Here is a 26,974-nt window from a genome sequence, read left to right on the forward strand (position 1 = left end):
AGATGGATCGCAAGAAAGCATTAAAACAGCAATATAAAGAGGCACCGATAGACGGAGGGGTTTATCAAGTTAAAAACACGATCAACCAAAAAATAATGGTTGTCAGCACAATGAATTTCAAAACAATAAATGGACTGAAATTCATGCTCAATACCAATTCCTACATGCCCAACAAATTACTTCAGCAGGAATGGAATGAATATGGCATGGATGCTTTTACCATTGATATTTTGGAAAGGTTGGATAAAGAGGATCGACCTGTTTTTACAGTAAAAGATGAATTAAACAAACTGGAAGAGAAATGGTTAGAGAAGCTTCAACCATATGGAGACAAAGGATACAACAAGCACCATAAGAGTACTCTTTAAATTTTCACTACGTATAAGCGCCTCTTCGCTAATCTAACGCGAAGTAAAGCGCAACTGTCCAAAAAGCCGACATCATACGAATGGTGTCGGCTTTTTCCTGCTAACTATTTCAGGGCAATTTTTAGGGACTGGTTGATTAAACGGGGCAGAACGGAAATATGGTTTTCGTTATCATATATTTGAAACGATGCTTCTAAATCAGGTACATCCTTCAGTTCATCTGTCAGTTGCCTGGCGTTTTCTAACATATAGGAGGCATGGTTACCTTCCCGTTCTCCTGCTGCGATAAGCACTGATATTGGTTTATCGAGCTTCGGTTTTCCCTGCATAAACTGATCTCGTTCCTTTAGAATAGCTGTTTGATTCCAATGAATAGATGGGCTTCCCGCGATGTATGTCTGGAATGCCTGGCTATTTGTAAACAATGCATGCAATACAAATAACCCACCTAGCGAGTGACCGAATATCGTCTGTTTCAGTTTATTAATGCTATACTTACTTTCAATCATCGGCTTCAGCACATTCTCCATAAATTCCATAAATGTATCGGCGCCACCATGCGCTGGAATTTCACGATCTCCCCATTTTTTTCTTACATCGAATTCTGGTTCTGCAAGGGTATAATCGTAAAAACGTTCTGGTGAAAAAGGTTCCTCAGTTGGATAACCAATAGCGACAACAACCGCTGGATGGACTTCTGTCCTCTCCGGCCTTCTCGATTGCAGGCGAACTGCATCTACTACCGTTGAAAAAGTAGAATTCCCATCTAACAAATAGATGACGGGAAATCCTTCATCCGGCACAGGTGAATTCGGTTGATACACGTCGACTTGAAATGCCCGATTATGATAGTCTGCCTCTACTTTGTGCCGTTCTGTATTTGGAATTGTAACATGCATAAAAGCTCACCTTTCTCTATCTCGTTGATTTTCTTCGTAATAAATAAATAAAATAAGGGATTCCAACAATGGAAATAACAACACCAACTGGTAATTCAACAGGTGAAAAGATAGATTTAGCAATAAAATCAGACAGCGTCACCAGCACCATACCAATTAATCCTGATATAACGATCACCATCTTGTGATAAAGTCCGATTAGCCGCCTTGCGATATGCGGGGCAAGTAGCCCAATAAATCCGATACTGCCTGATACCGATACACAAGCACTGATTAAACCGATGCTTGCTAACAGCCAGATGCTCTTCTCCCATTCTGTAGACAAACCTACATTCTTCGCTGTGTCTTCCCCTAAATAAAACAAATCCAAGTGTGATGCTCTAATTAAAATAAAAGGTAAAATGATGACGAACCAAGGAATAATCGAGACAATCTTCTGCCAATTTGCACTCCAAATCGATCCTGTCATCCACATCGTAGCTGCTTCAAAATCTTGCGGGTCCATTTTCAGAGAAATATATAGGGTGATGGCACCCAGACCTGACCCTATAGCTATCCCGACCAGTAATAAGCGATTCGAATCGAGCCGCCCATTATTCCAGGAAAAAGCATAGATAAACAGTGCTGATGCCATTCCGCCAATCAAACCAAATAACGGCATGGTAAACGTAGAGACCAGCTCTGAACCCAATGCAAATTCGCTTGCCAGGAACATATAGATAACAATTGCTAATCCAGCACCTGCATTGATTCCTAAAATACCTGGATCTGCTAATTCATTTCGAGTCAATGCTTGTATAACCGCACCTGCTATCCCCAGACCCAAACCGACAAACATGCCGATGATAATCCTCGGCAAACGGAAACTGAATATAACGATACTGTGTTCACGACTTTGATCTAAAAACAACAATGTCTCCAGTACCTCAGATACGGTCATGGAGAATTCACCATAGGTTAAGCTCAAATAGCTACTAACGAGAAGCAACACCACTAATGCTGAAAAAACTTGCAGAAATCTTTTTCGTCTATTTCGCGCCTGCATGGGACGTTCCTCCTCTCTTCTTAATCAGATAGAGGAAAAAAGGAACACCAATTGCTGCTGTCACAACACTAATCGGTGTCTCGAACGGATAGTTCATAAAACGGCTGCCGATATCAGCGAATACAAGAAATACACCGCCAAGTAAACCGGCGAAAGGAATCGTCCAGCTATATTCCACACCTATTAAAAAACGACTGATATGCGGAATGATCAGACCGACAAAACCAATATTACCTGCCAATGCCACTGCACAGCCTGTTAACAATACGACAGACAATATCGCAAGTGATTTCACCAGAAGATCTTTCTGACCTAATCCTACTGCCACATCGCGCCCCAAAGACATCACTGTCATCTGCTTCGAAATACCAAACGCAATAATCAAGCCAACAATGACAAAGGGTAGAATCGTTTTTAATAAATCTGGATTGATTTGATGTAATCGCGCATTATACCAAAAACTAATATCCTGAGATGTTTGAAAATAGGTAGCAAGTGCTGTTGCAATACTGCTCAGAAAGGTACCTATTATCGTCCCAATGATCGCCATTTTCACCGGCTTCATTCCATCTGGAATAGAAGATGCCAATAAATAAACGACCACAGCAGCAAACGCTGACCCTGCTAAGGAAAACAATACCATTGTCAAATTAGGTAACCCCGGAAAAAAGATCATACAGCATGTAATCATTAAGACAGAACCATCAGAAATCCCCATAATAGAAGGAGATGCAAGATAATTCCTTGTCATCCCCTGCATAATGGAGCCTGATACCGCCAAAAAACAGCCAATTAATAACGCACCTAGCGCTCTTGGAATCCGCGAGTAACGAATGATTTGATGATCGACATTCGATGGATCAAAATGAAAGACGGCATCCCATATGACAACCATCGAAATCGCTTTTGAACCAAAAATGATCGATAGGAACAGACTTAGCAAAATGGTAACGGGAGCTACTGTTATGAATATGATTGGCATTTTTAGTCGTAACTGTTGCATAGCTCCTGCTCCTTTTTTTATTCCGCTAAGACATTTTCCTGAAATGCTTGTAAGAACTGCTGCTTACTCCAAGCTGTACCACCTTGTGCTAATGGATCAACTGCATTAACGTAGACCTGATCATTTTGTACAGCTTGCAAGCTTTGCCAAATTGGATTTTCTTCTAAATCAGATAAAGCTGTCGGGTTGTCTGCATTTTCCGACTCTGCATATTGAACAAAAATATGATCCGGATTCAATTCACTTAGTTTCTCTAACGAAATCGCTTCCTGTGCCTCTGCTTGTTCGATTACAGTTGGTAACTTCAAGCCTAAATCCTCATATAAAACAGAGTTGAACGACGTGTCCTGTGAATAAATCATCACATTACCAGCTCTGATACGTACCGCTACGACTGACTGATTCGCAACGTCCTCTGACATTTGATCCTTCACTTCTGTTAACTGTGCTTCGTAATCTGACAGAATTTGTTCTGCCTGGTCTGTTTTTCCGGTTAATTCACCCATTAATAACAGATTCTCTTTCCAATTGGTAGAGATATGAGATACCGGAATAACGGTCGTAATTTCTTCTAGTTTTGCACTTACATCTTCAGGGAATTTAGTCGTGCTTAAAATAACATCCGGGTTTAACTCTAGTATTTTCTCAACATTGGGCTGACGTTTTTCACCAATCGATTCGGCATTCCCAACGATATCACTAAACATTTCCGGGAATTCGCCACCGACAGTAATGGCACCGATCGGCTCTACATCTAACAACAACGCATCCTCCATTGCCTCTATAGCTCCTGTAATAACAATAGAAGGATCCTGTGGCACTTCATATTCTTCACCTAAATAAGAAATAGTTTGATTTTCTGATTCCGAATCAGCTTCCGCATCCGTTCCTTCTTCTTGACCTTGTTCTGTTTCTGCCTGATCCTGACCTTCTGCACTAGCATCTTCTGTCTCACTTTGCTGACATGCAGCAAGCATCGTAACAAGTGAAACTAGTAAAATAATATAAATCCATTTTTGTTTCAACATCTATGAACCTCTCCTCTTTCGATACTAATAATCATTCTCAATTATAGAGTGTGATAGATGAATTGAAAATGGACAATTTACTGATCATCATTTGGACAAAATTCTATTAATAGATCACGGATTATTTGAAGCATGCGATCATGCGCAACTGCTGAATACTCAAACCACGGATCTGTTGCGATACAATGAACATTTTCTTCGTTTACTGCTTTTATTTTCATCCAGTCCATCGAATGCTGCAGCTGTTTCCAATCATATAACGTCTCCTGCTCCTGACAGATCATTAATATAATATGATCTGGATTCATTTCCACTATTTCTTCGAGCTGAATTTCCTGCTCATGTACCGGCTGTTGACCATAAGCGGACCGCATTCCAAGCTCCTCAAAGAAGAGTTCCGACACCGAGCGACTGGATGTCAGGTAAAAGGATTGCTTGAATTTACGCAAGAACAAAAAGAACGAATCTGAATAGTTGCTCTGTAATTCCATTTTTAAGTTATTCTTTTTTCGATCGAAGCTGCGCAGCCACTTAGCAGCTCTATCTTCCTTCTTTAAAAACGCTGCTATTTCCTGAAGTTGCATTCGCCAAGTTGTCTCCTCTTCTAAACGCAGTATTTTCGACTTCCCATGCCGCTTGTGATCTAATTGGCTGCTGTCAGACTGGTTGGTAATAATAATTTCCGGTCGATATTGCTTCATTTTTTCCATATTAGCTTGATGGTGTTGATCGATTTTATATGCACTTAAGTGGACAGGAATCTCTGTCCGATAATGTTCATAGTAAAAAGGCGTCCACTTCGGATGTAAGGGAGCTGCATAAGGGATAATGTCTAATGCCAATATTTGACCCATGTAATCTCGATGGCTAACCGCAATATAGGTCTTATGCGTGCTGCGAAATGCACTTGGCGACATACCGGCTTTCTTTTTAAACCATCTACTGAAATAATACTCATCACTTATACCGATTTTTTTCGCAATATCTCTTGATCTGGCATCTGATTGTATGAGTAGTCTTTTAGCTTCTGCCAGTCTTTGCTGGTGCAAATATTGTATCGGGCTTACCCCATATTGTTTCGTAAATAGATCAACAAAATAATGCTCACTTACTTGAGCAATGCGGGCTAAGTGTTCGATTTGAATCGTTTTATCATAATAAAGATCCATATATTTTTTGGCTTCTAACAATCTGTTCTCAGATGCACCGCTCTCACTACTTAATATAAAATAGAACAGCTCCTGAAAAACGATTTGCATACGAAAATTTTCTAATTGATTATCTGGCTCGCTCAGAGAATGCAACTGATTACAATAGCTCCAAACCGGATCTACCGCCTGCAATCTGACAATTGTATTCATTCGCTGCCATGGTTCACCAGCTACTTCGAAATGAAAAGCATACAATTCAATTCCCGCAGTTAAATGCAGCGCATATGTATCACCAGGCTTACAAAAATAAACTTCTTCCTGGTTAACAGCTATTTTCTCTTCATTTATATAAATAAATCCTTCACCTTTTGCGATATATAGCAATAAATAGTGATTACACCATGTAAATCGAAGCCGGTAATGGTGATCTTTTTTCACCCACTCCAACCGGTTTAGTGTAAAAGAATAGACGGAGTGATTAAATTGTTTGATTTCATGCACGGTTGATAACCTTCTTCCTCTCAATTGAGAATCGTTCTTAATTAAAACTATAACATAAAATGTTGGAAAAAGAGACAGAAAATAAGAAGATTGTCCAAATAACATACGAAATAAGTCCATGTTGGCATGTACTAAGGAAGGCTATAATGAGACTAAATAAAATTGCATCTTAGGAGAGTATAGTTATGAGTTATTCACAAGAGTTACATATTGGACTATCTTTATCTGCTACATGGTTAAAAGGCGACGGATGGCAAGACCCGAACAGCAGGGTAGAAGAAATATATAACAGTGATTTCTATGTCGAATTGGCACAAATGGCGGAAAGAGCAAAGCTAGATTTTGTATTCAGTCCAGATGCGCTTTTTCTGCAAAAGGAGATATTAGACAGTTCTCCGGGGTGGAGCAGTCTTGATCCTACTGTTTTGCTAACAGCAATTGCGCGTGAAACAGAACGAATAGGTTTCATTACAACCATATCATCTACGTTCTATCCACCTTATATTGTAGCAAGACAGTTGCAAACACTTAACTGGATTAGCAAAGGTCGTGCTGGCTGGAACATTGTCACGTCGCTTGGTGGAGCGGAGAATTTTATAGAAGGTGACATGCCTTCTTCTTCTGAAAGATACTTGCAAGCGAAGGAATTTCATCAAATCGTTAATGGCCTATGGGAAGGTTTTCCTGATCATGCGGTGCTAAACGATCGAGAGTCGGGGCAATTTGCCGACCAGGAAAAAATCTCAGCAATCGATCATTCTGGTGAGTTCTTTCATGTGAAAGGTCCCTTGACGCTGCCGTCCTATAATAGCGAGCCACTTCCGTTACTGCAGGCAGGGGCATCACCTTCCGGCAGGACATTTGCTTCATCAATTGCAGATGCCGTCTTTGCAGCAACGCCAGATATTGCTTCTGCAAAAGAATTACGGGATGATTTACGAGGAAAGGCACAGCAGGAAGGAAGATCTGCTGATGCCATTCGTGTTTTGCCTGGCTTGTATTTTTTCCTGGCTGACACACGAGAGGAAGCATACGAACTTCATGCGAGAGCACATGCTCACATCACACTGGAGAAAAAATACGAATCTGCAGAAGCCATAATAGGGTTAGATCTAAGAGATATGCCGCTTGACCAGAGAGTCACAGCTGATCTGCTACCGAATCATGTTATTTCCGCAGGCAGTCAAACGCATGCGAATTTAATAAGAAAGCTGATTTCTGAAAAACAGCCAACAGTAGAGGAGTTATTGTCGAGGCCATAGATAGTAGGGTCTGGTCACTGGGTAATTGTTGGAACGGTAGAGGATGCCCTTGCATCGATTACCGAATGGGCAGAAGCCGATACAATCGACGGATTTATAGCACTCCCAGGAGGTTCCATCCAATCATTAACGTTATTCTGCGAACAGTTGGTACCTAGGCTTGTTGAAAAAGGATTATTTAGAGAAGACTATAAAGGAAAAACATTGCGTGAGCATCTACATTGCTAAAAGCTTATGCTTTCCCATCGCACAAAAAAGAGCTAAACCAAATTGGTTTAGCTCTTAGCTGTTAGGACTCCCAAGGTTTCCCTTTATGGATAAAGCCGGCCAGTTCTTTACTAGCTTTTTTACGATTTTTCCGTTCTGCTACCCGGTTCTGGGCTGTTTCGTGTAAGTATTTTTCTTCCTCTGATTGTGGGATGACTTTTGGAACAGGCACTGGTTTGCCGTTGTCATCTATGGCAACAAACGTTAGAAAAGCTGTAGCTGCAATAGTTCGTTCACCAGTGATTAAATTTTCCGCCAATACCTTCACAAATATCTCCATGGAACTTGTTCCTGTCCACGTAACAAATGACTCTAAACAGACCGACTCTTCCGTGCCAATTGGTGCCAGAAAATCAACCGAATCGGTAGAAGCTGTCACAACAGGGCTTCTGGAATGTCTCATGGCAGATATAGATGCAATATCATCAATATAACTCATTAATTTTCCACCAAACAGTGTTCCATGATTATTCGTGTCAGGCGGGAAGACGTGACTGACTTTAACTGCTAAGGTCTCTCTAATATAGGAATCTTTCATGATGCTCATCACCTTTTTTATTTTTAAGTATATCAAATTACCGGTGACAACCGAATCGATTCGACATGTTAAGGTGTAACATCGTCCTGTCCTGCCTGTAAGTTCGTCTCCACTCGTCTTAACTCATGCTGGCATTCCTCAATCCGTAATTGCGCATTAAACAACGGTTCCGTTGAGGTGCCACTGCCGTTAATCGCTTTCCCTCGTGCATCTTGAATCTGTACTTGCACTTCTCTTAGCTGTTGTTGTAATTTCTGTACCAAATCAGGGTCAGCAGAGTTCCTGACGTCTCTCGTAGCCTCCTCCAGCTGATAAGAACGTTTTGCAAGCTGTTCGATTTCATGACCATTTTGAATAGGCATTTTTTCTTCCTCCTGTATTGCAATTTGCTTTGATTATTATATCCAGAATGGCGAAGAATTACTCTCTTTATTTAGTCGTTAATGAATAGTACCCACCCAGAAGCTTTTTGGAGGTTAGCCATCTGTTACTGATAAAGGACTGAAAACAACAGGTAACGAAAAATAAAAAGTTGTGCCTATAAGCTCTTTACTTTCCACCCATAGCTCTCCTTGATGATATTCAACAATCTCTTTACAAATAGCAAGTCCTAACCCATTACCCTCCTTGTCATTTTTAGTAAAATAACGATCAAAAAGGTATGGAATGTCTGATTGACTAATCCCTTTTCCTGTATCACGAACGAAAAAAGTAACTGTTTCTGTTTCCTCTTTTACGATTCCTATCTCTATACTGCCAGAAGCGGTATGCTTGATAGCATTGGAAACTAAATTCATCATGACTTGCTCTATCCGTCTTGGATCTACTTCAATCAATGGTGATGCGTCTATTAATTTCTCATCATACCAACCCTTGAAGTGCAAATGCGCCTGTTCAACATCGCTCTTTAAATGCTTAGCCAAGTGGTCATACAATTGTCTAACAGGTATAATATCCATTGAAAAACGCAAATTACCTGACTCCAATTTTGATAAATCAAACAGATCTTTAATCAACTTATTTAAGCCATGGATTTTGTCATGCATAATGTGTAAATATTCATTTTGTTTAATAGGATCTTGCACCAACCCATCCCGCAAAGTACTTATATACCCTTTAACAACCGCAATAGGTGATTGTAAATCATGGGACACATTGGACAGTAAATGCTGTATTTTTTCTTTTTGCTGAGAAAGTTGCTGATTCACGATGGTTAACTGGTTGTTGGATTCGTTTAATAACTGTGTTCGATTTTTCACCTTTTCTTCCAATTCTCTATATAAATAAGCATTTTCAATCGCTACAGCTGCCTGAGAAGCAATGAAAGACAATTTGTTCAAACGGTTATGGGTAAATAAATGTGTAGATTTATTATTTTCCATATATAAGATAGCAACTAATTTATCCTGATGCATTAACGGCAGACATAAAACAGATTTTACTTGCTCTCTTTTAATATAAGCATCTTCCGTAAATGCCCCTATATTTGTTGCATGATCCAATACAACTGCCTCCCGACTTGTTGCCACGTAGTGAACCACAGCACTGGACAAACATAAATGGGATTCAATAGGTCTAGCCCGTTGATAAACTTCAACACCTAGCTCCATATGATGAAATCCGACTAATCTCAAGTCTTTTTCATACTGCAACAGGAAGGAGGCATGCTCTGCACCTGCATATTTAATAAATACATCCATCAACTTTGTAATTAATTGATCAAATACTACTTCACTCGATAAAAGCCGTGCAGCTTCAAATAACGCTTCCATATCAAGCTTTTCTGTGAGACCAACATGGGGTGATTCTGTTTGATCCTGCTTCACCTGCAACAATAAATGGGAATATTGATGTCTGAACCTTTCTGCCAAATGACTTGCCCCCCAGTACAAATAGCCGTTATATGCTTCCGTTGCATAAGATTTTGCTGTACGATCTATCTTTCTGGAGAGATAAAACTCAGCAGCCCGATGGCTAGCAATTGCTGCATCTTGTAAAAAACGGTTAGATTCTGCTAAGGATATCGCCTGATGATAGTCTTCTACAGCTCCTTGATCATTACCAGATAATTGCTTCATTTCTGCTTTCACAAGTAAATACTTGTGCATATAGTTATCTGGCGCATATACTGCCCACTTCTTTAATCTTTTCAGATTGTCTTTCAGCTTTCTGCGGTTATCTTTCCTTGTTTTCTTATTACTTTGCATAAATCTTATCAACCATAAGGAATGATAAAAATAAAATTCTGGAATGATAACAAGGATTAAGCGGTTTCCCTTAACCAAAACCTCTAATTCCTCTATTAATATCTTGGCAACCGCGTCTTCCTCAAACAGATAAGCCATCTGTAACCGAAGTGTCTTATGAATAATAGTCGTTGACAAATCATCGGTAAATCCAGGCAAATTCCAGGTTGGCTGGATTTTTTCATCCGATAAAATCCCTATCCAATCTAATATTTCTTTTAATAAGTCATCTGAAAGTGCATATTCATTTTTATTAGCAAAAATAAGTTGTCGGTCTATCCCTGCTTTTACTTCATCTAATCGATCTCCTTTAATCACATGTGTTAAACCAATAAATGCACTGTTAGAACCAGCTAAATGAAGGTTTCCTGTTTCGATACAAAGCTGTTGCGACCGCTCTAAATAATTTAGACTTAAACGCATGTGATGCTTCCAATGATTAATAAACGTACCATAGACAAAATAGACACGTGCCTGCAGCGCTCTGTCTCCAGACTTCTTTACGTGTTGAAGTGCAAGCTGTCCAAATTGATAGCTAGCCTTGTAATCTCCAAAGCCAGCACCTAATGTTAAAGCATAGTTATTATAGACCAAAGCAGCAACATCCATATCACCAAATTTCAAAATCAAGCGTAAAGCTCTCAGCATTAATACAGTTGCCAAATTTTGATTAACATGGTAAGCAGATGCATTCGTGTTAATCATAGTTCGCATAATCAATTTTTCATCTTGATTTAACACAACAGGCAAGTTTAATAAATCTATTTTTTTCTTTTTTTGTAATGCAAGCTTTGTTTTCAAATATTCTAACGCAATCATGGCATTACCTGGTCTCTCCTTCACTTTTAAACCAAATAATTCTGTACCGGTCAACCCGGAATCTACTGCCTTTTCCACTTCATGTATATGGTTGTACAGCATAATTTTTAAGTTATATATAGACAATTGCTCCCGCTTGGTTTTGGCTTGATACAGCATTTCTTCAAATATTGTTTCCGCTTCACTAAACTTTCTGTTCAGGTATAATGCTTCTCCGTATCCAAACATTACCCGAAATGTTTCTTCATATAAGTGTTGCCAACTCTGTTCAGGTAATAACTGATAAGATTGTTGATAAAACATGAGTGCTGACTCAAATGCCGCAGTCTGCCTTGCTTTGGAACCTGCGAGACGATTCCATTTAATTAAATCTATCCGTTGTCTATCGTCTAATTGATCCAGCCCACTATTTAAATGGTTTACAATTGAAAAGATAGCTTCCTCCCATTCTTGATCAGAAAATTGATCAATCAATACTTCCGCAATAGCAATATGATGTCTCTCCCTCTCTATTTCCGTCATCGATGTATAAAACGCTTGTCTAATCTTATCATGTAAAAACCGGTAGCTTGGTGATTCCCCCTCTAATAATTGCCTGTCACTATCAGGGTAGAACCATTTGTAACGGTTCTCCAACGGCAATATCAATCCTTCTTCCATCGCCTCCCATACACGTGTTGCACTTTCCCTGAAGTTCTGCTGCGAGACCTTTGATACTAACTTAAGATTAAATGTAGAACCAATACAGGAAGCTAACTGCAGGAGCTTTACTGTGTCAGTTGGCAATCTGTTTAATTGATTCAACATTAAATCAATCATCGAATCAGTCACAGATATTTGTTGTAATAGGTGAGGGTTAATATGCCAAGTAGCTGTACTTATATCGAATAGAAGAACCTGATCTTGATTAAGCAACTGCAACCATTGATTGATAAAAAAAGGATTTCCTTTTGTAACGCGGTAGGTTACTTCTGCTAATGATTGTGCCTTGTTTATATCAAACGAAAACACATCCATTAGCCATTCTTCTACATTCTGCTTTGTTAATGACGCTACAGGAATAGCCGACATACTTATCTCTTTCTCATGTAGCTGCTTTAGGAATAATTCAAATGGTTGGCCCATAATTATCTCATTGTCACGATAGGCACCAATAATCAAAAGATTTCTTTCATCTGGATTGGTTAACAAATGGTCAATTAAATCCAAAGTAGCATTGTCTGCCCACTGCAAATCATCAATAAATAAAACCAATGGATGATCACTTGATGCAAAAACTTCCACGAATTTTCGTACTGCCCTTAAAAAGCGGTGATGAATCGCTTGTGGTGGAAGATCTATTTCTCCTTGCTGACTTCCAATAAGCCACGCAATTTCAGGAATAAAATTAGCAATAAGCCACGCATTATGAGAAAGAGCATCTTCAAGTTTTTCTTTCCACAATTGAACTCTGCTGCTGTCCTCTGTCAGTACTTGTCTAATTAATGACCGGAAGGCATCCAGCACTGGTGCATATGGTATACGCTGCTGATATTGAACAAATTTACCCGAAACAAAATAGCCCTTTCTATGAAGTAACGGCTTATGGAGATGTTGAATCAGCGCTGTTTTTCCGACACCGGAAGGTCCTGGCACTAGTAATAGAGAGGGTACACCATGCTTTAGACCTTCGAACATTTCTAGTAACTGAGAGAGCTCTTGTTCTCTTCCATATAATTTCAAAGACTTCTCCAGCAACGGCTGTGCATCACTTTCTGCTAAAGGAAATGAATCAATCCGATCACTGGATTGATATGTTCGAAGACATTTTTCTAGGTCTTTCTTTAAACCTGAAGTACTCTGATACCTGTGTTCTGGCATTTTTTCCAATAGCTTCATGATAATTAGTGAGATTATTTCAGGAATATTTGTATTGATGCGATGAGGTGGGACAGCTGTTTGGGCAAGATGTGAGTGAATGACATCTGATGGATCCTGACTGTTAAATGGGAGCTTTCCAGTAGCCATTTGATAAAATAGAATACCTAAAGAATATAAATCTGTACGATAATCGACGGGTCGGTTCATCTTGCCGGTTTGTTCCGGTGACAAAAAAGCAAGGTCATTTATCTGATAGGTATGATCGGTTACTGGTAACATTTCTCTCGATAGCTTCGTCGATTGATGAAATCCTGTCAACCTGAATTGCTGACTTTTAGGATCGATCAGAATGTGGTCAGGATGTACCCTTTGATGGATAATATGATGCTGATGAACCGAAAACAGTATAGTTGTTAATTGAATAGCCTGTCTCAAGAAATGAGACAACTCAAACATAGAAGAAGCAGAAGCTAACCAATCGGAAAAAGATTCGGAATAAAAATTTTCCATTACAATAAATGGTTGAGCGTTCTCTTGTTCCAGCGTAATCGGTTTTAGCAGACCATAAATTTGCTGATCTTTTATAGTATAGAATTCATGGATAAATACCGATTTTTGCTGCGAGTTAGCGTTAGCACGTAATAATTTAATCAACACTGGTTTTTGATCACCTTGAGATATCGCTCTCCACAATTCCCAATCACTAGTAGTGACTAATTGATCCGTAACTTGATAATCTAATAGTTTCATCATCTCACCTTTATATTTTTAGACTTTTAAGATATTTTTAACTGTTTTTAAACCAATTTTTAAAATGATTCGATAAAATATGATTGTTGCTTTAAAAAGGGGGAAGGGATTTTTATGAAAAATTCAATGAAACCGATTTGCAAACACCAGCATGAGCTAGACAAGGAATGGTTAGTCCTGTTAACAATTGCCAGAATGAAAGGAATACGGGCACATGAATTGGCACAATTCATAAAAGAAAAAAGCAATAAAACAATTTAATACTACTAATGATTACGCTTTAAATTTGTATCCAATTCCGCGTACCGTTTCAATATATATGATTTTACCGTGGTTATTCTCTAATTTTTTTCTTAAATTGCTGATATGAACCATCACAGTCCTGTAATCTCCAAAGTGATTCTCATCCCAAATCAGTTCAAAAATCTTCTCAACACTAAAGACTTTCTCAGGGTTCTGTGCTAGCAAACATAGAATTTGAAACTCCTTCGCTGATAGGTGTAACGGTTTATCATAAAGTTTGACTACTGCACTATCTAAATTAATTTGCAATCCCGGGAATTCTATTGTATCAGTATTCTGATTAGAATAACCTCTTTGTTTCCTTGGTAATCCTATGTCTCGGTACCTTCTCAAATGCGCTTTCACCTTTGCGATAAGAACAGATGGGCTTGTACTCTTTTCAATAAAATCATCACCGCCTACTCCAAGGCCAAGTATTTTGTCAACATCCTCATGCTTTGAACTAAAGAAAAGAATAGGCACATCTGTTATCTTTTGTAGTGCTTGACAAAGCTCATAGCCATCTAATTTAGGCATCATTACATCTAAAATGATTAAATCTGGTGTTTCCTTTTCCACTATCTGCAAGGCCTCAATACCATCTGCTGCAGTGAGGACTTGATAGCCATTTTCTTTCATGTACATTGAGATAATTATTTGAATATCGTGATCGTCATCTGCTATTAGGATTTTTTCCCCTGCCATCTCTTTTCCTCCTCTCCTCTATAAATTAAATGAATACCTTTGCTACCGGAGCAAACGCTTGTACCTGATTTCGCCCTTGCCGCTTTGCATTGTATAGTGCCTGATCTGCTTGTTTCAGAAGCTCCTGTAAACTTTCCTGACCTTGAATATATGTTACTGCAACACCGATGCTTAGAGTAAGTGGAATGACATGCTTAGAAGTTATAAGTGGCGTTTGTTCCATATTTGCTCGAATTTTTTCTGCTGTCTTTTTTCCTTCAGACAATGATAATTCCATGAAGGCCAAAACAAATTCTTCCCCACCATAACGAGCAAACTGACTTCCTTCCCCTATTGACAATTTACATACGCTTGCCACATGTCGTAACGCCTGATCACCTACGTCATGTCCATATGTATCATTTACATTTTTGAAGTGATCCACATCTAATAATATAATTAAGTATGGGACTCCTTGATTTCTTGCCTCCTCTAATTCCTTCTCAGCTCTCTGAAAAAAAGCACGCCTATTCCAGATTTGTGTTAGATCATCGTAATAAGCTTGATATTCCAATTTTAACTGTAGTTCCTTTATATCTGTTATATCAGTAAAGACAATTACTAGTGCTTTTTTATTTTTTTCATCTTTCAGAGGAGTAGTGCTCACCTGATAAATACTGTTAAAATCCATTTGTTTTAACGTGATTTCTTTGGTATCAGTCATACCTGTCAAATCTAATGGAAATCGTTCATTGAAGGTTCTAGACCAAATTTCAGTAAAATGATCACCGAACAAAGACTTGTCCAGCTCAGGAAGCATCTTTCTGAAAGCGGTATTATATTCCACTAAACGGTTAAGCGAATCTAACACTACTACACCATCATTAATACTATTAAAAATTGTATTTTTAGCAATCGGCAGAAGAGAAAATAGCCTGGAAGAATGAATAGCCCATAAATAAAGAAAGGACGAAAGCCATAATACCATTGGCACCGGATCTACACCCGCTGGTGTTACACCGACCAAATAGAAAAAAGCAGTGAACATAGGTACTAATTGACCTACCAGTAAGGCAATCAATTGCGGCATGTATTCCTTTGTTGTTTCCTTCCATTGCAATAGAAGCAGAGAAAAAGCAACAAACATACAACCAAACGTATAAATACCATGCACAATATACCACGGACCTATTTCTTGATAAAAATATGGCAAACCTAATTGTGAATCGATTTCAAGCACTCGATAATGAGCATGGTGAAAATCATTTGTAACAACCATTATAAGTGTAATAAAGGGAATAAGAAGGAAAGTAAAATAGGTTTTAGGATTCATATTCCTGTCCAGATATTTCATAATAAACAATAAACCTATTGGCGGAGCAAATGCGATACCAATGTATTGAATGATCGTCCAGAATTTCATTTGTTCCAATGTCATGGATAGAAAGCCAAAAGCAGAGGCAAAACAATAAATTGTAATAATAACGGTATACACAATAAAAAAATATGCAATATTTGTATATAAATGACGCTTGCTAAATGCATAAATGCTAAGACACAAATTTAGTACACCCGATAAACAGACCAAAGCAATAAATGCTGCTATTGAAGAAGTCACAATGTCATACCTCATTTAGATAGTAGTTTCATACTATAATATAGCATATTTGTTTAGGTGTGGTGGAATTTTTACCTCTTTTTTTCCGAATATTGTTTATTTTTTGAACTATTTGAAGCTGGACAGGGTATAAAATACTGAAGATTAATGTTTGGATAAAAGTTTTTATAGAATGATTCATATTTTTATTCACCTATCCAGCAAGTTTTTAAATCTATTTTAAATTAGTAACCTGCAACCCATGGTGAAAGCATTAAATCAACATCACTTTCAGAAATGGTAGCTCCTATTGTAAATCCAGCTAAATTCTGTGCTCTAAAATTAACAGGTGGTGCATCGACAACTGTCCCCAGGCCTGTGGATCTCCCACCCACAGAAGAACCATTCACTTGATTAAAAACAGCAAAATAGTAAATTTGTTCTGGGTTAAGTGTGACAGGTGCTAGAAGCGGCAATGATAACACCCCTCCTGAAATCATATTAATTACAGCAGTTGCCCCGACAACTGTAGCTGTTGTGTTGCTTGTGGCTTCTAATACTGCCATTTGGAATGTTCCGGTTACATTTCCTTCCTGTGTTACATAGGTGGCTAAGTTGCTAATAGTTTCCCCGTTGCCCGAGAAAACTGCAGCCGCAGTTGCTTGGCTATTACCCCCACCTTCATTCCAATCAATTGTTGCATTAATGTCTCCTAATTCTACAGTTTGATACAATGGTGTTCCTGCACCACTTGGACCGGTTGCACCAGTTGGGCCAGGTGCACCGGTTGGGCCAGGTGCACCGGTTGGGCCGGTTGGGCCAGTTGCACCAACACCACCTGGACCCGTGGGACCGGTTGGACCAGGTGGGCCGGTTGGGCCGGTAACACCATTTTGTGCACTTGGTATTTGTAATATGTTTTCTAATTTATTCTCCAAGATGAATTCCTTTTTCGTCAAACCTTGAATCATATCTCTCACACTGCTGTTAACATTCAATATATCACTAATTGTAGCAGATGGAGATGTAACTCCTGGCAACGTACCAAGTACATATTGTAATTTCTCACCCTCCGCATTCAATATATGACTGAGACCTAATTCTTCTAGTGCAATCGATGCTAAAAGTAAATTAACGGAATCGTCTCTGGTAAGCGTAATTTCAGGTGTAATATTAGGAATGTTCGATTGTGACATAAACATTCACTCCTTTCCATTTTATTTCTTTTTATCATATGTTTGCTGTTTTTTTCTGAATGGGATATATATCATGTAGAAACGCACAATTCAAAAAATAGACTTTCAATTCCTGAAGATAAAAGAAATATTCGGTTTTAGGAATAGGTTACACATTAAAAATGACAGCAACTACTTTATTGAGTTGCTGTCATCATAGTATTACATCTAATAGCAAACGCGATTTCTGCCAAGCCGCTTTGCTTCATATAAGCGTTGATCAGCTATATCCACAATCGCTTCATTAATGGGATATGTAGCTACACCAATGGAAACTGTGATCTGGATGATTTCTGTTGGGGAAATTTCAAACAGATGGCTTTCTACAGATTTTCGTATACGTTCCGCAATATCAACAGCCTGGTGATTAGGGCAATCGGGTAATATCACTGAAAATTCTTCTCCACCATTTCTTGACACAACATCAAACGACCTTGTTGTGTTTGTTAATACATTTCCTAGTTCAATTAATACCTTGTCCCCCGCAGGATGGCCATAAGTATCATTCACTGATTTAAAATAATCAATGTCAATAATCAGCAATGATAATCTCTCGTTTTTTTGCTTAGCATTTGTTAACAAGGTACTCCACACTTGATTAAACTTCCGAACATTATTCAATCCAGTCAAAAAATCAATTGCTGCTTCTTCTTCATATCTTTTGAGTAGTTCGTTCGATTTTCTCTGATAATCAATAAACCAGACACTTACAAATCCTCCAATGAAGGAAACACACCAGAAATTGATAAGCAACAAATGTATTCTTTGAAAATCTCCAATAATAAATACACTTATTGTTGAAAATATAAGATTATAAGTTAAAATCATATATAAACTCTTGCTATAAAGACCCGTTCCTTCTCTCGTTACATTTTTAATAACAACAAAAGCCAGGAAAGCAAGTATCATAATAACGATGCTTGCTATTGACGATTCATTAATACCATAACTTAATCTTCCAATTATAATAATTACAGCACACACCAGAGCAGGATATGTACCTATGAAAAGCAAAATCAGCATCACAGGTAAATACCGTAAATCAACTTTCGTTACATCGGCTACTTGAATAGAAAAATACATCAATACAATGCCTAATACCCCACCGGCAATCCCATCATAAACCAATGATACAGTTGGCTTTTTCAACTTTATATTAAACTTTGACCTTAATTGAACATAAACAAAAATCAACGTAAACAAGACACACAAATTCACAAAAAGCTTTTCAAACAATCTACACACTCCTGAATTTCAACTAGCATTTTTTCTTTTAAGTAAAATATAGCACAAAATATATAATATGACATAAATGCAACATCGGTAAAGCTGACTACTACTATTATATTTAGTTTTTATATGTAAGAGAAGCGTAGATGTATTTTATTTTTGTAAAATCACAGTTACAAACAGGCTTTAGTTCAAACATTTCACACCCGCGAAAAAGTTCTCCTGCTTGATGTTGTGGCTTCTTCAAGCGTTTGGTCTTTGCTCGAACTTCATTCAGCCTGAAGTTATAATATAAATTTATTATATAAAATAAAATCAAGTATATCACTAATTGGTACTAATCAAGAGCCGTTTTGTCTGAGCCTGCGTCTGCGATTATCGCTCCGAAGCGAGCTTCCTCTGCTGTGCTCAGCACATGAGCTCCCTTATATCTATATAAATCTTGTTCACAACAGACATTAAAAGAGTTCCGACCACCTCTCTGATCGGAACTCAACTATTTTTATAATACTTTTGATAAAAAGGCTTGCGTACGTTCATTTTTCGGGTATTGGAAAAGTTGCTCTGGTGTCCCCTCTTCAACAATGAATCCTTCATCCATGAAAATAACTCGGTCTGCCACTTCTTTTGCAAATCCCATTTCGTGTGTCACGATGGTCATAGTCATGCCTTCTTCAGCCAGATCCTTCATTACTTGAAGTACCTCGCCTACCATTTCCGGGTCAAGTGCGGAGGTTGGTTCGTCAAACAACATGATATTTGGTTCCATCGCAAGTGCTCTTGCAATCGCGACACGTTGTTTTTGACCACCAGATAACTTATCAGGATAGACATCTGCTTTTTCAGCTAGCCCTACCTTGTCTAATAATTGCATTCCTAATTCACGAGTCTCTGATTCCGACTTGCTTTTAAGACGCTTCGGCCCCAATGTAATGTTCTCCATTACTGTCTTATGAGGAAAAAGGTTGAACTGCTGGAACACCATACCTAATTTCTGTCTTAATTGATTAATGTTTGTTTTACTATCGGTAAGATTATTACCTTCAATAAAGACATTACCTGCAGTTGGTTCTTCTAACAAATTCAGACAGCGTAACAGTGTACTTTTTCCGGAACCAGAAGGGCCGATGACACATACTACTTCTTGCGGATCAACCTTTATATTAATATCTTTCAATACTTCCAGATCACCGAATGATTTCTTTAAATTTTCTACTTGTATCATACTCATGATACATTCAATCTCCTTTCAAGCAAGCGTGATAAGATACTTAATGAATAAATAATAATGAAATACAGAATTCCTACTACTGTTAAAATTTCAAACGCACGGAAATTAACTGCATAGATGGATTGACCTGATAAGGTTAATTCAGCTAACCCAATAGCAGAAAGGAGAGAGGTATCTTTAATACTTACAATAAATTGGTTCACAAATGCGGGAATCATGCGACGAAATGCTTGAGGTAAAATAATTAATCGCATGGTCTGGCTATAAGAAAAACCAATCGTTCTCCCGGCTTCCATTTGTCCTTTATCGATGGAGTTAATACCAGCACGAAAGATTTCCACTAAATAAGCTGCTGCATTAATCGTAATCGCGATCACACCTGCTGCAAATGCAGTTAAACTAATATTGAGAACGCTGGGTAAACCAAAATAAATAAATAGTATTTGTACTAGTAACGGCGTCCCCCGAATAATATCGACAAAGGCCGTGGAGATAAAACGTAATACTTTACTCTTTGTAATACTGAATATTCCTAGCATTACCCCAATAAACATTGCTAAAATCAAGGAAATAACCGTAATTTCTACCGTTAGTCCCATTCCTTTTAATAGCGTGGGTAACGCGTCTATAATCACATTGATGGTTTCCATATATACTTACCTGCCTTCTTTTAGAAAGGGTGTGACGAGATAGCCACACCCTTTCCACTTTATTTATTCTGCAAAATATTTATTATAAATTTCATCGAATTCGCCACTGTCTTTAAGCTCTTGTAAACCAGTGTTTAGTTTCTCCACTAAGCCTTCGCTTCCTTTAGAAATGGCAATACCGTAATCTTCACTTGGATACTTATCTCCTACGATGTGAAGAGCAGAATCCTCTCCGTCTTGTTTAATCTTGTATGCTACACTCGGATAATCATTAATTAATGCGTCGGCATTACCGTTCTCCAATTCCATATACATCGTTGCGTCATCTTGTAATTTAGTTACTTCACCATTATATTTTTCAGCTAATTCATTAGCTAATTTCAAGCTGGATGTCCCTTGTTTAGCTACAATCGTAGCTCCTTCTAAGTCCTCTTCACTTTGAACAGAACCATCTTTCGTTGTTACTAAAGATAAACCTGATTCAAAATATGGATCAGAGAAATTAACGACTTCTAAACGGTCTTCTCGAATACCAATTGCAGATACAGCGGCATCTACTTGATTCGCCTGAAGTGCTGGGATAATTCCGTCAAACTTCATAATTTTCCAGTTTACTTTTAAATTGGCCTTCTCCGCAATAGCTTCCACTAACTCCACATCAAAACCAGTTAGCTCTTCATTTTCTTTATACTCAAAAGGTGGATAATCCTGTACAGCCGCCACAGTAATTTCTTCTGCGCTGTCACCTTCCGCATTCCCACTATCTTCTTCACCTGTTCCACAAGCTGATAGAGCGATTGCAATAATACTTACTACTATGAACATTAATACTCGACGCCGTAACGTCTGCTGTTTATTTTCACTCATTACGTAAAATCCCCCTGTTCATTTTTTAAACGACACTATTAATTTTATCGAACATACAAAAAGAACCCAAATGAGATAAGCAACCTTATGTAAGCATATACTAATATTCTTCAATCTCTCCTCAGCTAATCTTACATATCTATAGAAATACTAGCTAAGATTTGCGTATTCTAACAAATACTCGAGATATGCGTGAATTGGATAAATACTACAAGGTGTATATAGGAAATTCCGTATAACTATTTGCCCACTCTTTTATTTATTTTGCAAAAACAGTTTGTAGCATAACCAGATTACGGCAAGCAAAGCTAAGCTGATCATTAATCCACTTCTTTCATTAGCATGAAGAACTGCCCCTGAAATAGTTAGGAGAATGAACACAATACCTATCCACGAAGTATATGGATAGCCTTTTGATTTATATGTATTTTTTTGGTCCTGATAGGTTGGGTGCAGCTTAATATGAGAGCCGAGGATGAGTAACCAATTAAGAATGAGCATGACACCCGCTGATGTGGTGACAAACTCATATATGGAATCCGGCAAAATGAAGGAGCACCCAATCGATACCGACAATCCAATAGCAGTTAACAGCAGAGCCTTCAAAGCAACTCCTCGATTATTTTTGACCTGAAGCTGCTTCGGTGCATCGCCATCTTCTGATAATGATACCAGCACACGACTAATCGAGAATAACGTACCAACCATTGTCGAAAAAGCAGCACTTATGATAATGATATTAAATGTCGAATCTAAATACGGAATATGGAAAGCCGATAACGCTGTAACAAAAGGGCTCTCCGATTCATCAATTTGCTTCCAGTTCACTAAATACATGACAAAAAACAACGATAATGTAAATAATGTAACTAGAGCAATAATCAGACCCCTACCTGCCTTAGGTATATCTCGTTTATGTTTCAATTCGGAGGATGTGACACCCATCACCGCAATCCCACCAAATGAAAAGAAGATAAAAATCAATGCAGACCACAGCCCTTTTAGACCATGAGGGAAAAATGTCCCCACCACAGCGCTTGACTTTGAAACCTCATCATACGGACTAATAATACCTAGTAAAAACATCAAACCAAATCCAATAAAAATAACTAACGTAGCAATTTTCACAACAGCAAATAATGATTCAATCTGTCCAAAGTTTTTCACCCCTAAAAGGTTAATGCCGAAGCCTAAAGAAGCATAGATAACAGAGAAAACCCAGAGTGGAATATTTGGCAGCCAAAATTGGGTGAAGGTGGACAAGGCAACAATCTCACTCGACATAATCAGAATACCCGATAACCAATACATCCAACCTGACATAAATCCAACCGAATGACCAAAAGCTTTCTTTGCATATGTACGAAACGATCCCTCCTGAGGATCATTCACTGTCATCTCTGCTAATGCACTGAACACAATATATGTCGTCATACCAGCGAGAAGATAGCCGATTAAAATAGATGGACCTGCTGTTTTAATAGAAAGACTTGTGCCAAGAAAAAAACCTGCACCAACAATTGATCCAATCCCGATCAAAGAAAGCTGCCACCAACGGAGATGTCCTTCTCCTTTTTTTATTTGTTTGTTCTGCTTATGCTTAACAACTTGCTTGATAACATGATGATTCCTCATTAAAACCATTCTCCTTTTTCGTGATCAGATCCCTCCTATGATTATTTCCAACCTCAGCTTATTCATTCAGCAGCGTCTATAACCGGTTTCTTCTATATAATAAAGTGTGATTTTATAGTTATGATGGCCGGAACGTTATCATATCATTAAAAACATGTCAAAATGATTTCTAAACTGAGGGAGTTAACATAATCAATAGTATAAAAACCCATCAATCATGTTTAGCATGTTTTCTTCTATGACTGTATTTAGTGCGTAGCAAAGCTCCGGAATTAGGCTCCGCGTCCTGTGTGCACGGATTCAACTAGATACTACAGATGAGGAGTCTTCGCCTTCCTACACTTAAAGGAAGTTTTACAACATTAGCCACAGTTAATAGCAGAGGTTCTAGTATTGTTATGCAGAATTCGAATGGAGTTCAGTTCAATATGGTAGCTCATGTATAAGTTATAGAGCCTAAACAATAGCGTAGGCCAATCACGGAGACTCCCACTGAAAGCGAAGTGGTTGGCCGGAGCGATATCCTAACACACGAATCACTTCAAAATAAATACTACGAAGCTAGACATAATCCGGAATATCGGAAGCCAATTTTATTTTTGAAATCTTAATTTACTACTGTCACATCTTTAATAAATTGATTATATATTCTGATCCTATAAAAAAACCGCTGTTCCTGACTAGATAGCCAGAACAGCAGTTTGCTTGTATCATTTAGTTTTCTTCGATATTTTTACGATCTTTTTTCATCATTTTCGATAGCACTTCATAGACAATTGGCACAATAACCAATGTTAAGATGGTCGATGATGTTAAACCGCCGATTACTGTTATAGCTAATCCTTTTGAAATGAAGGCTGATCCTCCGGCACCGAATACCATTGGCAGGAGCGCTCCAATTGTCGCAATTGCTGTCATTAAGATCGGGCGTAAACGGGTTGCTCCTGCATCGACAATCGCTTCACGAATCGACATACCATCACGCTCTAAATGGATGATTCGATCCACAAGTACGATAGCGTTTGTGACCACAATACCAATCAGCATTAACATACCCATCATGACGGAAACAGAAATTGTTTCTCCCGCGATCCAAAGACCGACGAATGAGCCAATTACCGTGAATGGTAAGGAGAACAGGATTGCAAATGGTGCAAGACCTTCTCCGAATGTCACAACGAGAATGAAGTATACAATCAGAATCGCAGCCAGCATCGCTACACCAAGCTGTGTAAAGGTTTCTTGCATATCTGCTGCTACACCAGCAACATCAGCACGGACACTGTTAGGCAATTCGAGTTCATCCAATTTTTCATCTGCAGCAGATGTAGCAGATGAGACATCATCTGTCGTCACTGTACCAGAAACGGTAGCGTAATATTCTCCTTCACTACGCGCTAATGTGTTATAAGCTGTACCTTCTTCCACTGATACCAATTCACCAAGCTCCATCGTTGAGCCTTGTGCCGTTGGAATTGGTGTTTCCAGCAACTCTTCCATCGATGCAGCATCTGTTTTTGCTTCACGTTGGACGATAACATCGATTTCTTCTCCATCACTTTCTACTGTTGTCAACACTTCTTCAGATCCTGAAGCAGATAATGCCCCGACAATTTGTGCGGTAGTCAGACCATATTGCAGCACATCCTGCTGATCCACGTTCAAGACATTTTTTACGTATGGATTTTCCATATCTGATTCTACATCTGTTAAGTCTTCTACATCACTTAACGCACCTGTTACCTGATTAACAGCTTCGTTCAGCTCATCCAGGTCTTCACTGTACAGGGTGTAACTTACTTCATTACTTGACATACCACCTGTAGAGAAGTTCTGTGATTGCCATTCACCAGGCTGATCAATGTTCGTGACATAATCTTCTATATCTGTTTTGACTTCTGCGAAATTTTCCATTTCATCATCAAAAATAACATACATTAACGCACCGTTGCTTCCACCCATCATCATCGATGACATGTCAGCACTGGCACTTGAACTATCATTAATGGAAACTTGAAGAATATCCACATCATCACGTTTCATTAACTCTTGTTCGACTTCTTCAACATGTTCAATTTTATCCTCATCAAGTTCACCAGCAGCTGGCGTATAGGTTAAATACATCACTTTTTCTTCTTCTGAACCTAAGAAACTGAATCCAATCAATGGTGTGATCGCAACTGATCCAACAAGGATTAATACGGCAACAACCGACGTAATCACTTTATGATTCAACACTTTCGACAGCACACCTTTGTACCAGTTTGCTAGCTTACCAACCTCTTTATGTTCCATTACTTGTTTATCCGCATATAAGTTCTTACGGAATAAGAAATGGGACAAAGCTGGTACAATCGTAATCGCAACAATTAATGACGCACCTAATGCGAAGGCCATCGTTAAGGCAAACGGCTGGAACAACTCACCAACCATACCACCGACTAGCATTAGTGGTGCAAATACTGCGATTGTTACTAAGGTAGAAGACAGGATTGGCTTGAACATCTCAATCGTTGCTTCACGAATTAACGCTCTTCCTCGTAATTTTTCACTTTCTAAATACATTCTCCGGTAGATATTCTCCACGACAACAATCGAATCATCAATAACACGTCCGATCGCTACCGTAATCGCACCTAACGTCATAATATTTAATGTAATATCCATCCAGTTTAATAATAGCATCGCCATTAAGATCGAAACCGGAATCGATATAATGGATATAATAGTAGATTTAAAGTTACGTAGGAACAACAGGATAATCAATACAGCGAATAGTCCACCGAATAACGCTTTTTCAAGCATGGTAAACACAGATTCTTCGATCGGTTCTCCTTGATCCAGGGTGACATCAATTGCAAGGTCATCAATCGCCTCTTCTTCATCTGCCGCTAAATCCTTCACAGCGTTCACGACATCTACCGTGTTCGCTTGCTGTCCTTTGGTAATCTGGATCGCGATCGCATCTTCACCGTTAGTACGGGAAATCGATTGTACCTTACCAACCGTTTCAATCGTTGCAATATCACCTAGTGTAGTGAAAGGCTGTGACCCGATCTGAACAGGAATCACTAATTCTTTTAATGCTTCAACCGTTTTAATATCACCATCAACCGCTAACGCTTCTTCACCATCTTCATATTCCTGTAAACCTAGCGATACAGCCATATCATTAGCCTGTACCATTTGTTTTACTGTATCTTCTGTCAGACCAAGCTGTTGCATTTTCTCCTGGTCATAAGTGAATTGCACTTCTTCCACATGCTGTCCCGTAATAGTTGCAGATCCTACCCCTTCTAAATTCTCTATCTTCGGTAAAATCGAATCTTCTACTCTGGACGACAATGCGACAATATCTTCATCTGTACTGCTGATCGATAACGCCACAACTGGCATCATGTTCATATTGAGTGCCATAATAGACGGTTCTTCTGCGTCCTCCGGCATGTTTACATTGTCCAACGCCGCTTCTAATTCACGTTTCTTCTCATCCATGTCAACGCCATAATCATATTCCACCTGTACTTGTGAAACATTGGCTGATGAATTGGAATAAACCGCCTTAACATCGTCTAAACCTTCGATATTTTTTTCCATTGGTATCGAGATTTCATCCATTACCTGCTCTGCTGTAGCACCTGGATAAACACCCATTACGATTAAGTATGGTATCGACACATCTGGAATACTTTCCATTTTCATTTTCGTTCCTGAATATAAACCAGAAGCTACTACAATGATTGTCAGCAACCATACTGCAAGTTTATTTTTCAGGACAAAGTTTATTAAACCTTTCAAAGCTTAACACCTTCCCCTAGATTGACTA

Annotated in this window: 19 protein-coding genes and 1 pseudogene; 3 read left to right on the plus strand and 17 right to left on the minus strand. The window is 38.6% G+C overall.

All coding sequences use genetic code 11. From position 1 onward, the window contains the following. Positions 1-2 precede the first annotated feature (2 nt). On the plus strand, positions 3-368 hold the full coding sequence (locus tag MUN87_RS11425; protein WP_244740217.1) for a GIY-YIG nuclease family protein: 366 nt from the start codon (positions 3-5) through the stop codon (positions 366-368). A 104-nt stretch (positions 369-472) separates the two neighbouring features. Here MUN87_RS11425 and MUN87_RS11430 read toward each other — a convergent pair whose 3' ends face one another. The 5 genes from MUN87_RS11430 to MUN87_RS11450 form a co-directional block, all read right to left on the minus strand. Beyond that, positions 473-1,267, minus strand: a complete 795-nt coding sequence (locus MUN87_RS11430; RefSeq protein ID WP_244740219.1) for an alpha/beta hydrolase — start codon at positions 1,265-1,267, stop codon at positions 473-475. Positions 1,268-1,283: 16 nt separating this feature from the next. Continuing rightward, positions 1,284-2,312, minus strand: coding sequence for a FecCD family ABC transporter permease (locus MUN87_RS11435; protein ID WP_244740221.1), 1,029 nt, complete (start codon positions 2,310-2,312; stop codon positions 1,284-1,286). Continuing rightward, positions 2,296-3,315: a FecCD family ABC transporter permease gene (locus MUN87_RS11440; protein ID WP_244740222.1), complete on the minus strand. Its 1,020-nt coding sequence runs from the start codon at positions 3,313-3,315 to the stop codon at positions 2,296-2,298. Before MUN87_RS11440 ends, MUN87_RS11435 begins: the two co-directional genes overlap by 17 nt. Positions 3,316-3,332: 17 nt before the next feature. After that, complete coding sequence (locus tag MUN87_RS11445) at positions 3,333-4,343, minus strand: iron-hydroxamate ABC transporter substrate-binding protein (RefSeq protein ID WP_244740224.1); 1,011 nt, start codon at positions 4,341-4,343, stop codon at positions 3,333-3,335. Positions 4,344-4,420: 77 nt separating this feature from the next. Further along, on the minus strand, positions 4,421-5,995 hold the full coding sequence (locus MUN87_RS11450; protein WP_244740226.1) for an AraC family transcriptional regulator: 1,575 nt from the start codon (positions 5,993-5,995) through the stop codon (positions 4,421-4,423). Between the two features lie 185 nt (positions 5,996-6,180). On the opposite strand from MUN87_RS11450, the pseudogene MUN87_RS11455 reads away from it, so the two are divergent. After that, positions 6,181-7,485, plus strand: a pseudogene (locus tag MUN87_RS11455) (NtaA/DmoA family FMN-dependent monooxygenase). A gap of 61 nt (positions 7,486-7,546) precedes the next feature. On the opposite strand, the gene MUN87_RS11460 reads toward MUN87_RS11455, so the two are convergent. From MUN87_RS11460 to MUN87_RS11470, 3 genes are all read right to left on the minus strand, one after another. Beyond that, positions 7,547-8,071, minus strand: coding sequence for an acyl-CoA thioesterase (locus tag MUN87_RS11460; protein WP_439649625.1), 525 nt, complete (start codon positions 8,069-8,071; stop codon positions 7,547-7,549). A gap of 59 nt (positions 8,072-8,130) precedes the next feature. Next, positions 8,131-8,424, minus strand: coding sequence for a hypothetical protein (locus MUN87_RS11465; RefSeq protein ID WP_244740230.1), 294 nt, complete (start codon positions 8,422-8,424; stop codon positions 8,131-8,133). A gap of 114 nt (positions 8,425-8,538) precedes the next feature. Beyond that, positions 8,539-13,740 (minus strand): ATP-binding sensor histidine kinase, encoded by a 5,202-nt coding sequence (locus MUN87_RS11470; protein WP_244740232.1) that lies wholly within the window; start codon positions 13,738-13,740, stop codon positions 8,539-8,541. A 111-nt stretch (positions 13,741-13,851) separates the two neighbouring features. On the opposite strand from MUN87_RS11470, the gene MUN87_RS11475 reads away from it, so the two are divergent. Continuing rightward, entirely contained in the window at positions 13,852-13,998 is a 147-nt protein-coding gene (locus MUN87_RS11475; protein ID WP_244740234.1) for a hypothetical protein, read from the plus strand. Positions 13,999-14,010: 12 nt separating this feature from the next. Here MUN87_RS11475 and MUN87_RS11480 read toward each other — a convergent pair whose 3' ends face one another. From MUN87_RS11480 to MUN87_RS11520, 9 genes are all read right to left on the minus strand, one after another. Continuing rightward, positions 14,011-14,724 carry a response regulator transcription factor gene (locus tag MUN87_RS11480; protein ID WP_244740236.1) on the minus strand — a complete coding sequence of 238 codons (714 nt, stop codon included), beginning with the start codon at positions 14,722-14,724 and terminating at the stop codon, positions 14,011-14,013. A gap of 25 nt (positions 14,725-14,749) precedes the next feature. Further along, on the minus strand, positions 14,750-16,321 hold the full coding sequence (locus tag MUN87_RS11485) for a histidine kinase N-terminal 7TM domain-containing diguanylate cyclase (RefSeq protein ID WP_244740237.1): 1,572 nt from the start codon (positions 16,319-16,321) through the stop codon (positions 14,750-14,752). A 224-nt stretch (positions 16,322-16,545) separates the two neighbouring features. Then, positions 16,546-17,496 (minus strand): collagen-like triple helix repeat-containing protein, encoded by a 951-nt coding sequence (locus tag MUN87_RS11490; protein WP_244740239.1) that lies wholly within the window; start codon positions 17,494-17,496, stop codon positions 16,546-16,548. 207 nt (positions 17,497-17,703) lie between these two features. Further along, positions 17,704-18,780, minus strand: coding sequence for a diguanylate cyclase (locus tag MUN87_RS11495; protein WP_244740241.1), 1,077 nt, complete (start codon positions 18,778-18,780; stop codon positions 17,704-17,706). Between the two features lie 487 nt (positions 18,781-19,267). Continuing rightward, positions 19,268-19,990, minus strand: a complete 723-nt coding sequence (locus tag MUN87_RS11500) for an amino acid ABC transporter ATP-binding protein (RefSeq protein WP_244747959.1) — start codon at positions 19,988-19,990, stop codon at positions 19,268-19,270. A gap of 2 nt (positions 19,991-19,992) precedes the next feature. Beyond that, positions 19,993-20,646, minus strand: coding sequence for an amino acid ABC transporter permease (locus tag MUN87_RS11505; protein ID WP_244740243.1), 654 nt, complete (start codon positions 20,644-20,646; stop codon positions 19,993-19,995). A gap of 63 nt (positions 20,647-20,709) precedes the next feature. Beyond that, positions 20,710-21,513 (minus strand): transporter substrate-binding domain-containing protein, encoded by an 804-nt coding sequence (locus MUN87_RS11510; RefSeq protein WP_244740244.1) that lies wholly within the window; start codon positions 21,511-21,513, stop codon positions 20,710-20,712. Between the two features lie 255 nt (positions 21,514-21,768). Next, on the minus strand, positions 21,769-23,148 hold the full coding sequence (locus MUN87_RS11515; protein ID WP_244740246.1) for an amino acid permease: 1,380 nt from the start codon (positions 23,146-23,148) through the stop codon (positions 21,769-21,771). A gap of 714 nt (positions 23,149-23,862) precedes the next feature. Further along, positions 23,863-26,946, minus strand: coding sequence for an efflux RND transporter permease subunit (locus MUN87_RS11520; RefSeq protein ID WP_244740248.1), 3,084 nt, complete (start codon positions 26,944-26,946; stop codon positions 23,863-23,865). Positions 26,947-26,974 lie beyond the last annotated feature (28 nt).

Origin of the sequence: Gracilibacillus salinarum (assembly GCF_022919575.1) — a bacterium.
Classification (GTDB): Bacteria; Bacillota; Bacilli; order Bacillales; family Amphibacillaceae; genus Gracilibacillus; species Gracilibacillus salinarum.

What these genes read in the sequence shown, in the direction of transcription:
- MUN87_RS11425 (WP_244740217.1), top strand. Translation starts at nt 3, where the DNA reads ATGGATCGCAAGAAAGCATTAAAACAGCAATATAAAGAGGCACCGATA.
- MUN87_RS11430 (WP_244740219.1), bottom strand. Translation starts at nt 1,267, where the DNA reads ATGCATGTTACAATTCCAAATACAGAACGGCACAAAGTAGAGGCAGAC.
- MUN87_RS11435 (WP_244740221.1), bottom strand. Translation starts at nt 2,312, where the DNA reads ATGCAGGCGCGAAATAGACGAAAAAGATTTCTGCAAGTTTTTTCAGCA.
- MUN87_RS11440 (WP_244740222.1), bottom strand. Translation starts at nt 3,315, where the DNA reads ATGCAACAGTTACGACTAAAAATGCCAATCATATTCATAACAGTAGCT.
- MUN87_RS11445 (WP_244740224.1), bottom strand. Translation starts at nt 4,343, where the DNA reads ATGTTGAAACAAAAATGGATTTATATTATTTTACTAGTTTCACTTGTT.
- MUN87_RS11460 (WP_439649625.1), bottom strand. Translation starts at nt 8,071, where the DNA reads ATGAGCATCATGAAAGATTCCTATATTAGAGAGACCTTAGCAGTTAAA.
- MUN87_RS11465 (WP_244740230.1), bottom strand. Translation starts at nt 8,424, where the DNA reads ATGCCTATTCAAAATGGTCATGAAATCGAACAGCTTGCAAAACGTTCT.
- MUN87_RS11470 (WP_244740232.1), bottom strand. Translation starts at nt 13,740, where the DNA reads ATGATGAAACTATTAGATTATCAAGTTACGGATCAATTAGTCACTACT.
- MUN87_RS11475 (WP_244740234.1), top strand. Translation starts at nt 13,852, where the DNA reads ATGAAAAATTCAATGAAACCGATTTGCAAACACCAGCATGAGCTAGAC.
- MUN87_RS11480 (WP_244740236.1), bottom strand. Translation starts at nt 14,724, where the DNA reads ATGGCAGGGGAAAAAATCCTAATAGCAGATGACGATCACGATATTCAA.
- MUN87_RS11490 (WP_244740239.1), bottom strand. Translation starts at nt 17,496, where the DNA reads ATGTCACAATCGAACATTCCTAATATTACACCTGAAATTACGCTTACC.
- MUN87_RS11500 (WP_244747959.1), bottom strand. Translation starts at nt 19,990, where the DNA reads ATGATACAAGTAGAAAATTTAAAGAAATCATTCGGTGATCTGGAAGTA.
- MUN87_RS11505 (WP_244740243.1), bottom strand. Translation starts at nt 20,646, where the DNA reads ATGGAAACCATCAATGTGATTATAGACGCGTTACCCACGCTATTAAAA.
- MUN87_RS11510 (WP_244740244.1), bottom strand. Translation starts at nt 21,513, where the DNA reads ATGAGTGAAAATAAACAGCAGACGTTACGGCGTCGAGTATTAATGTTC.
- MUN87_RS11515 (WP_244740246.1), bottom strand. Translation starts at nt 23,148, where the DNA reads ATGAGGAATCATCATGTTATCAAGCAAGTTGTTAAGCATAAGCAGAAC.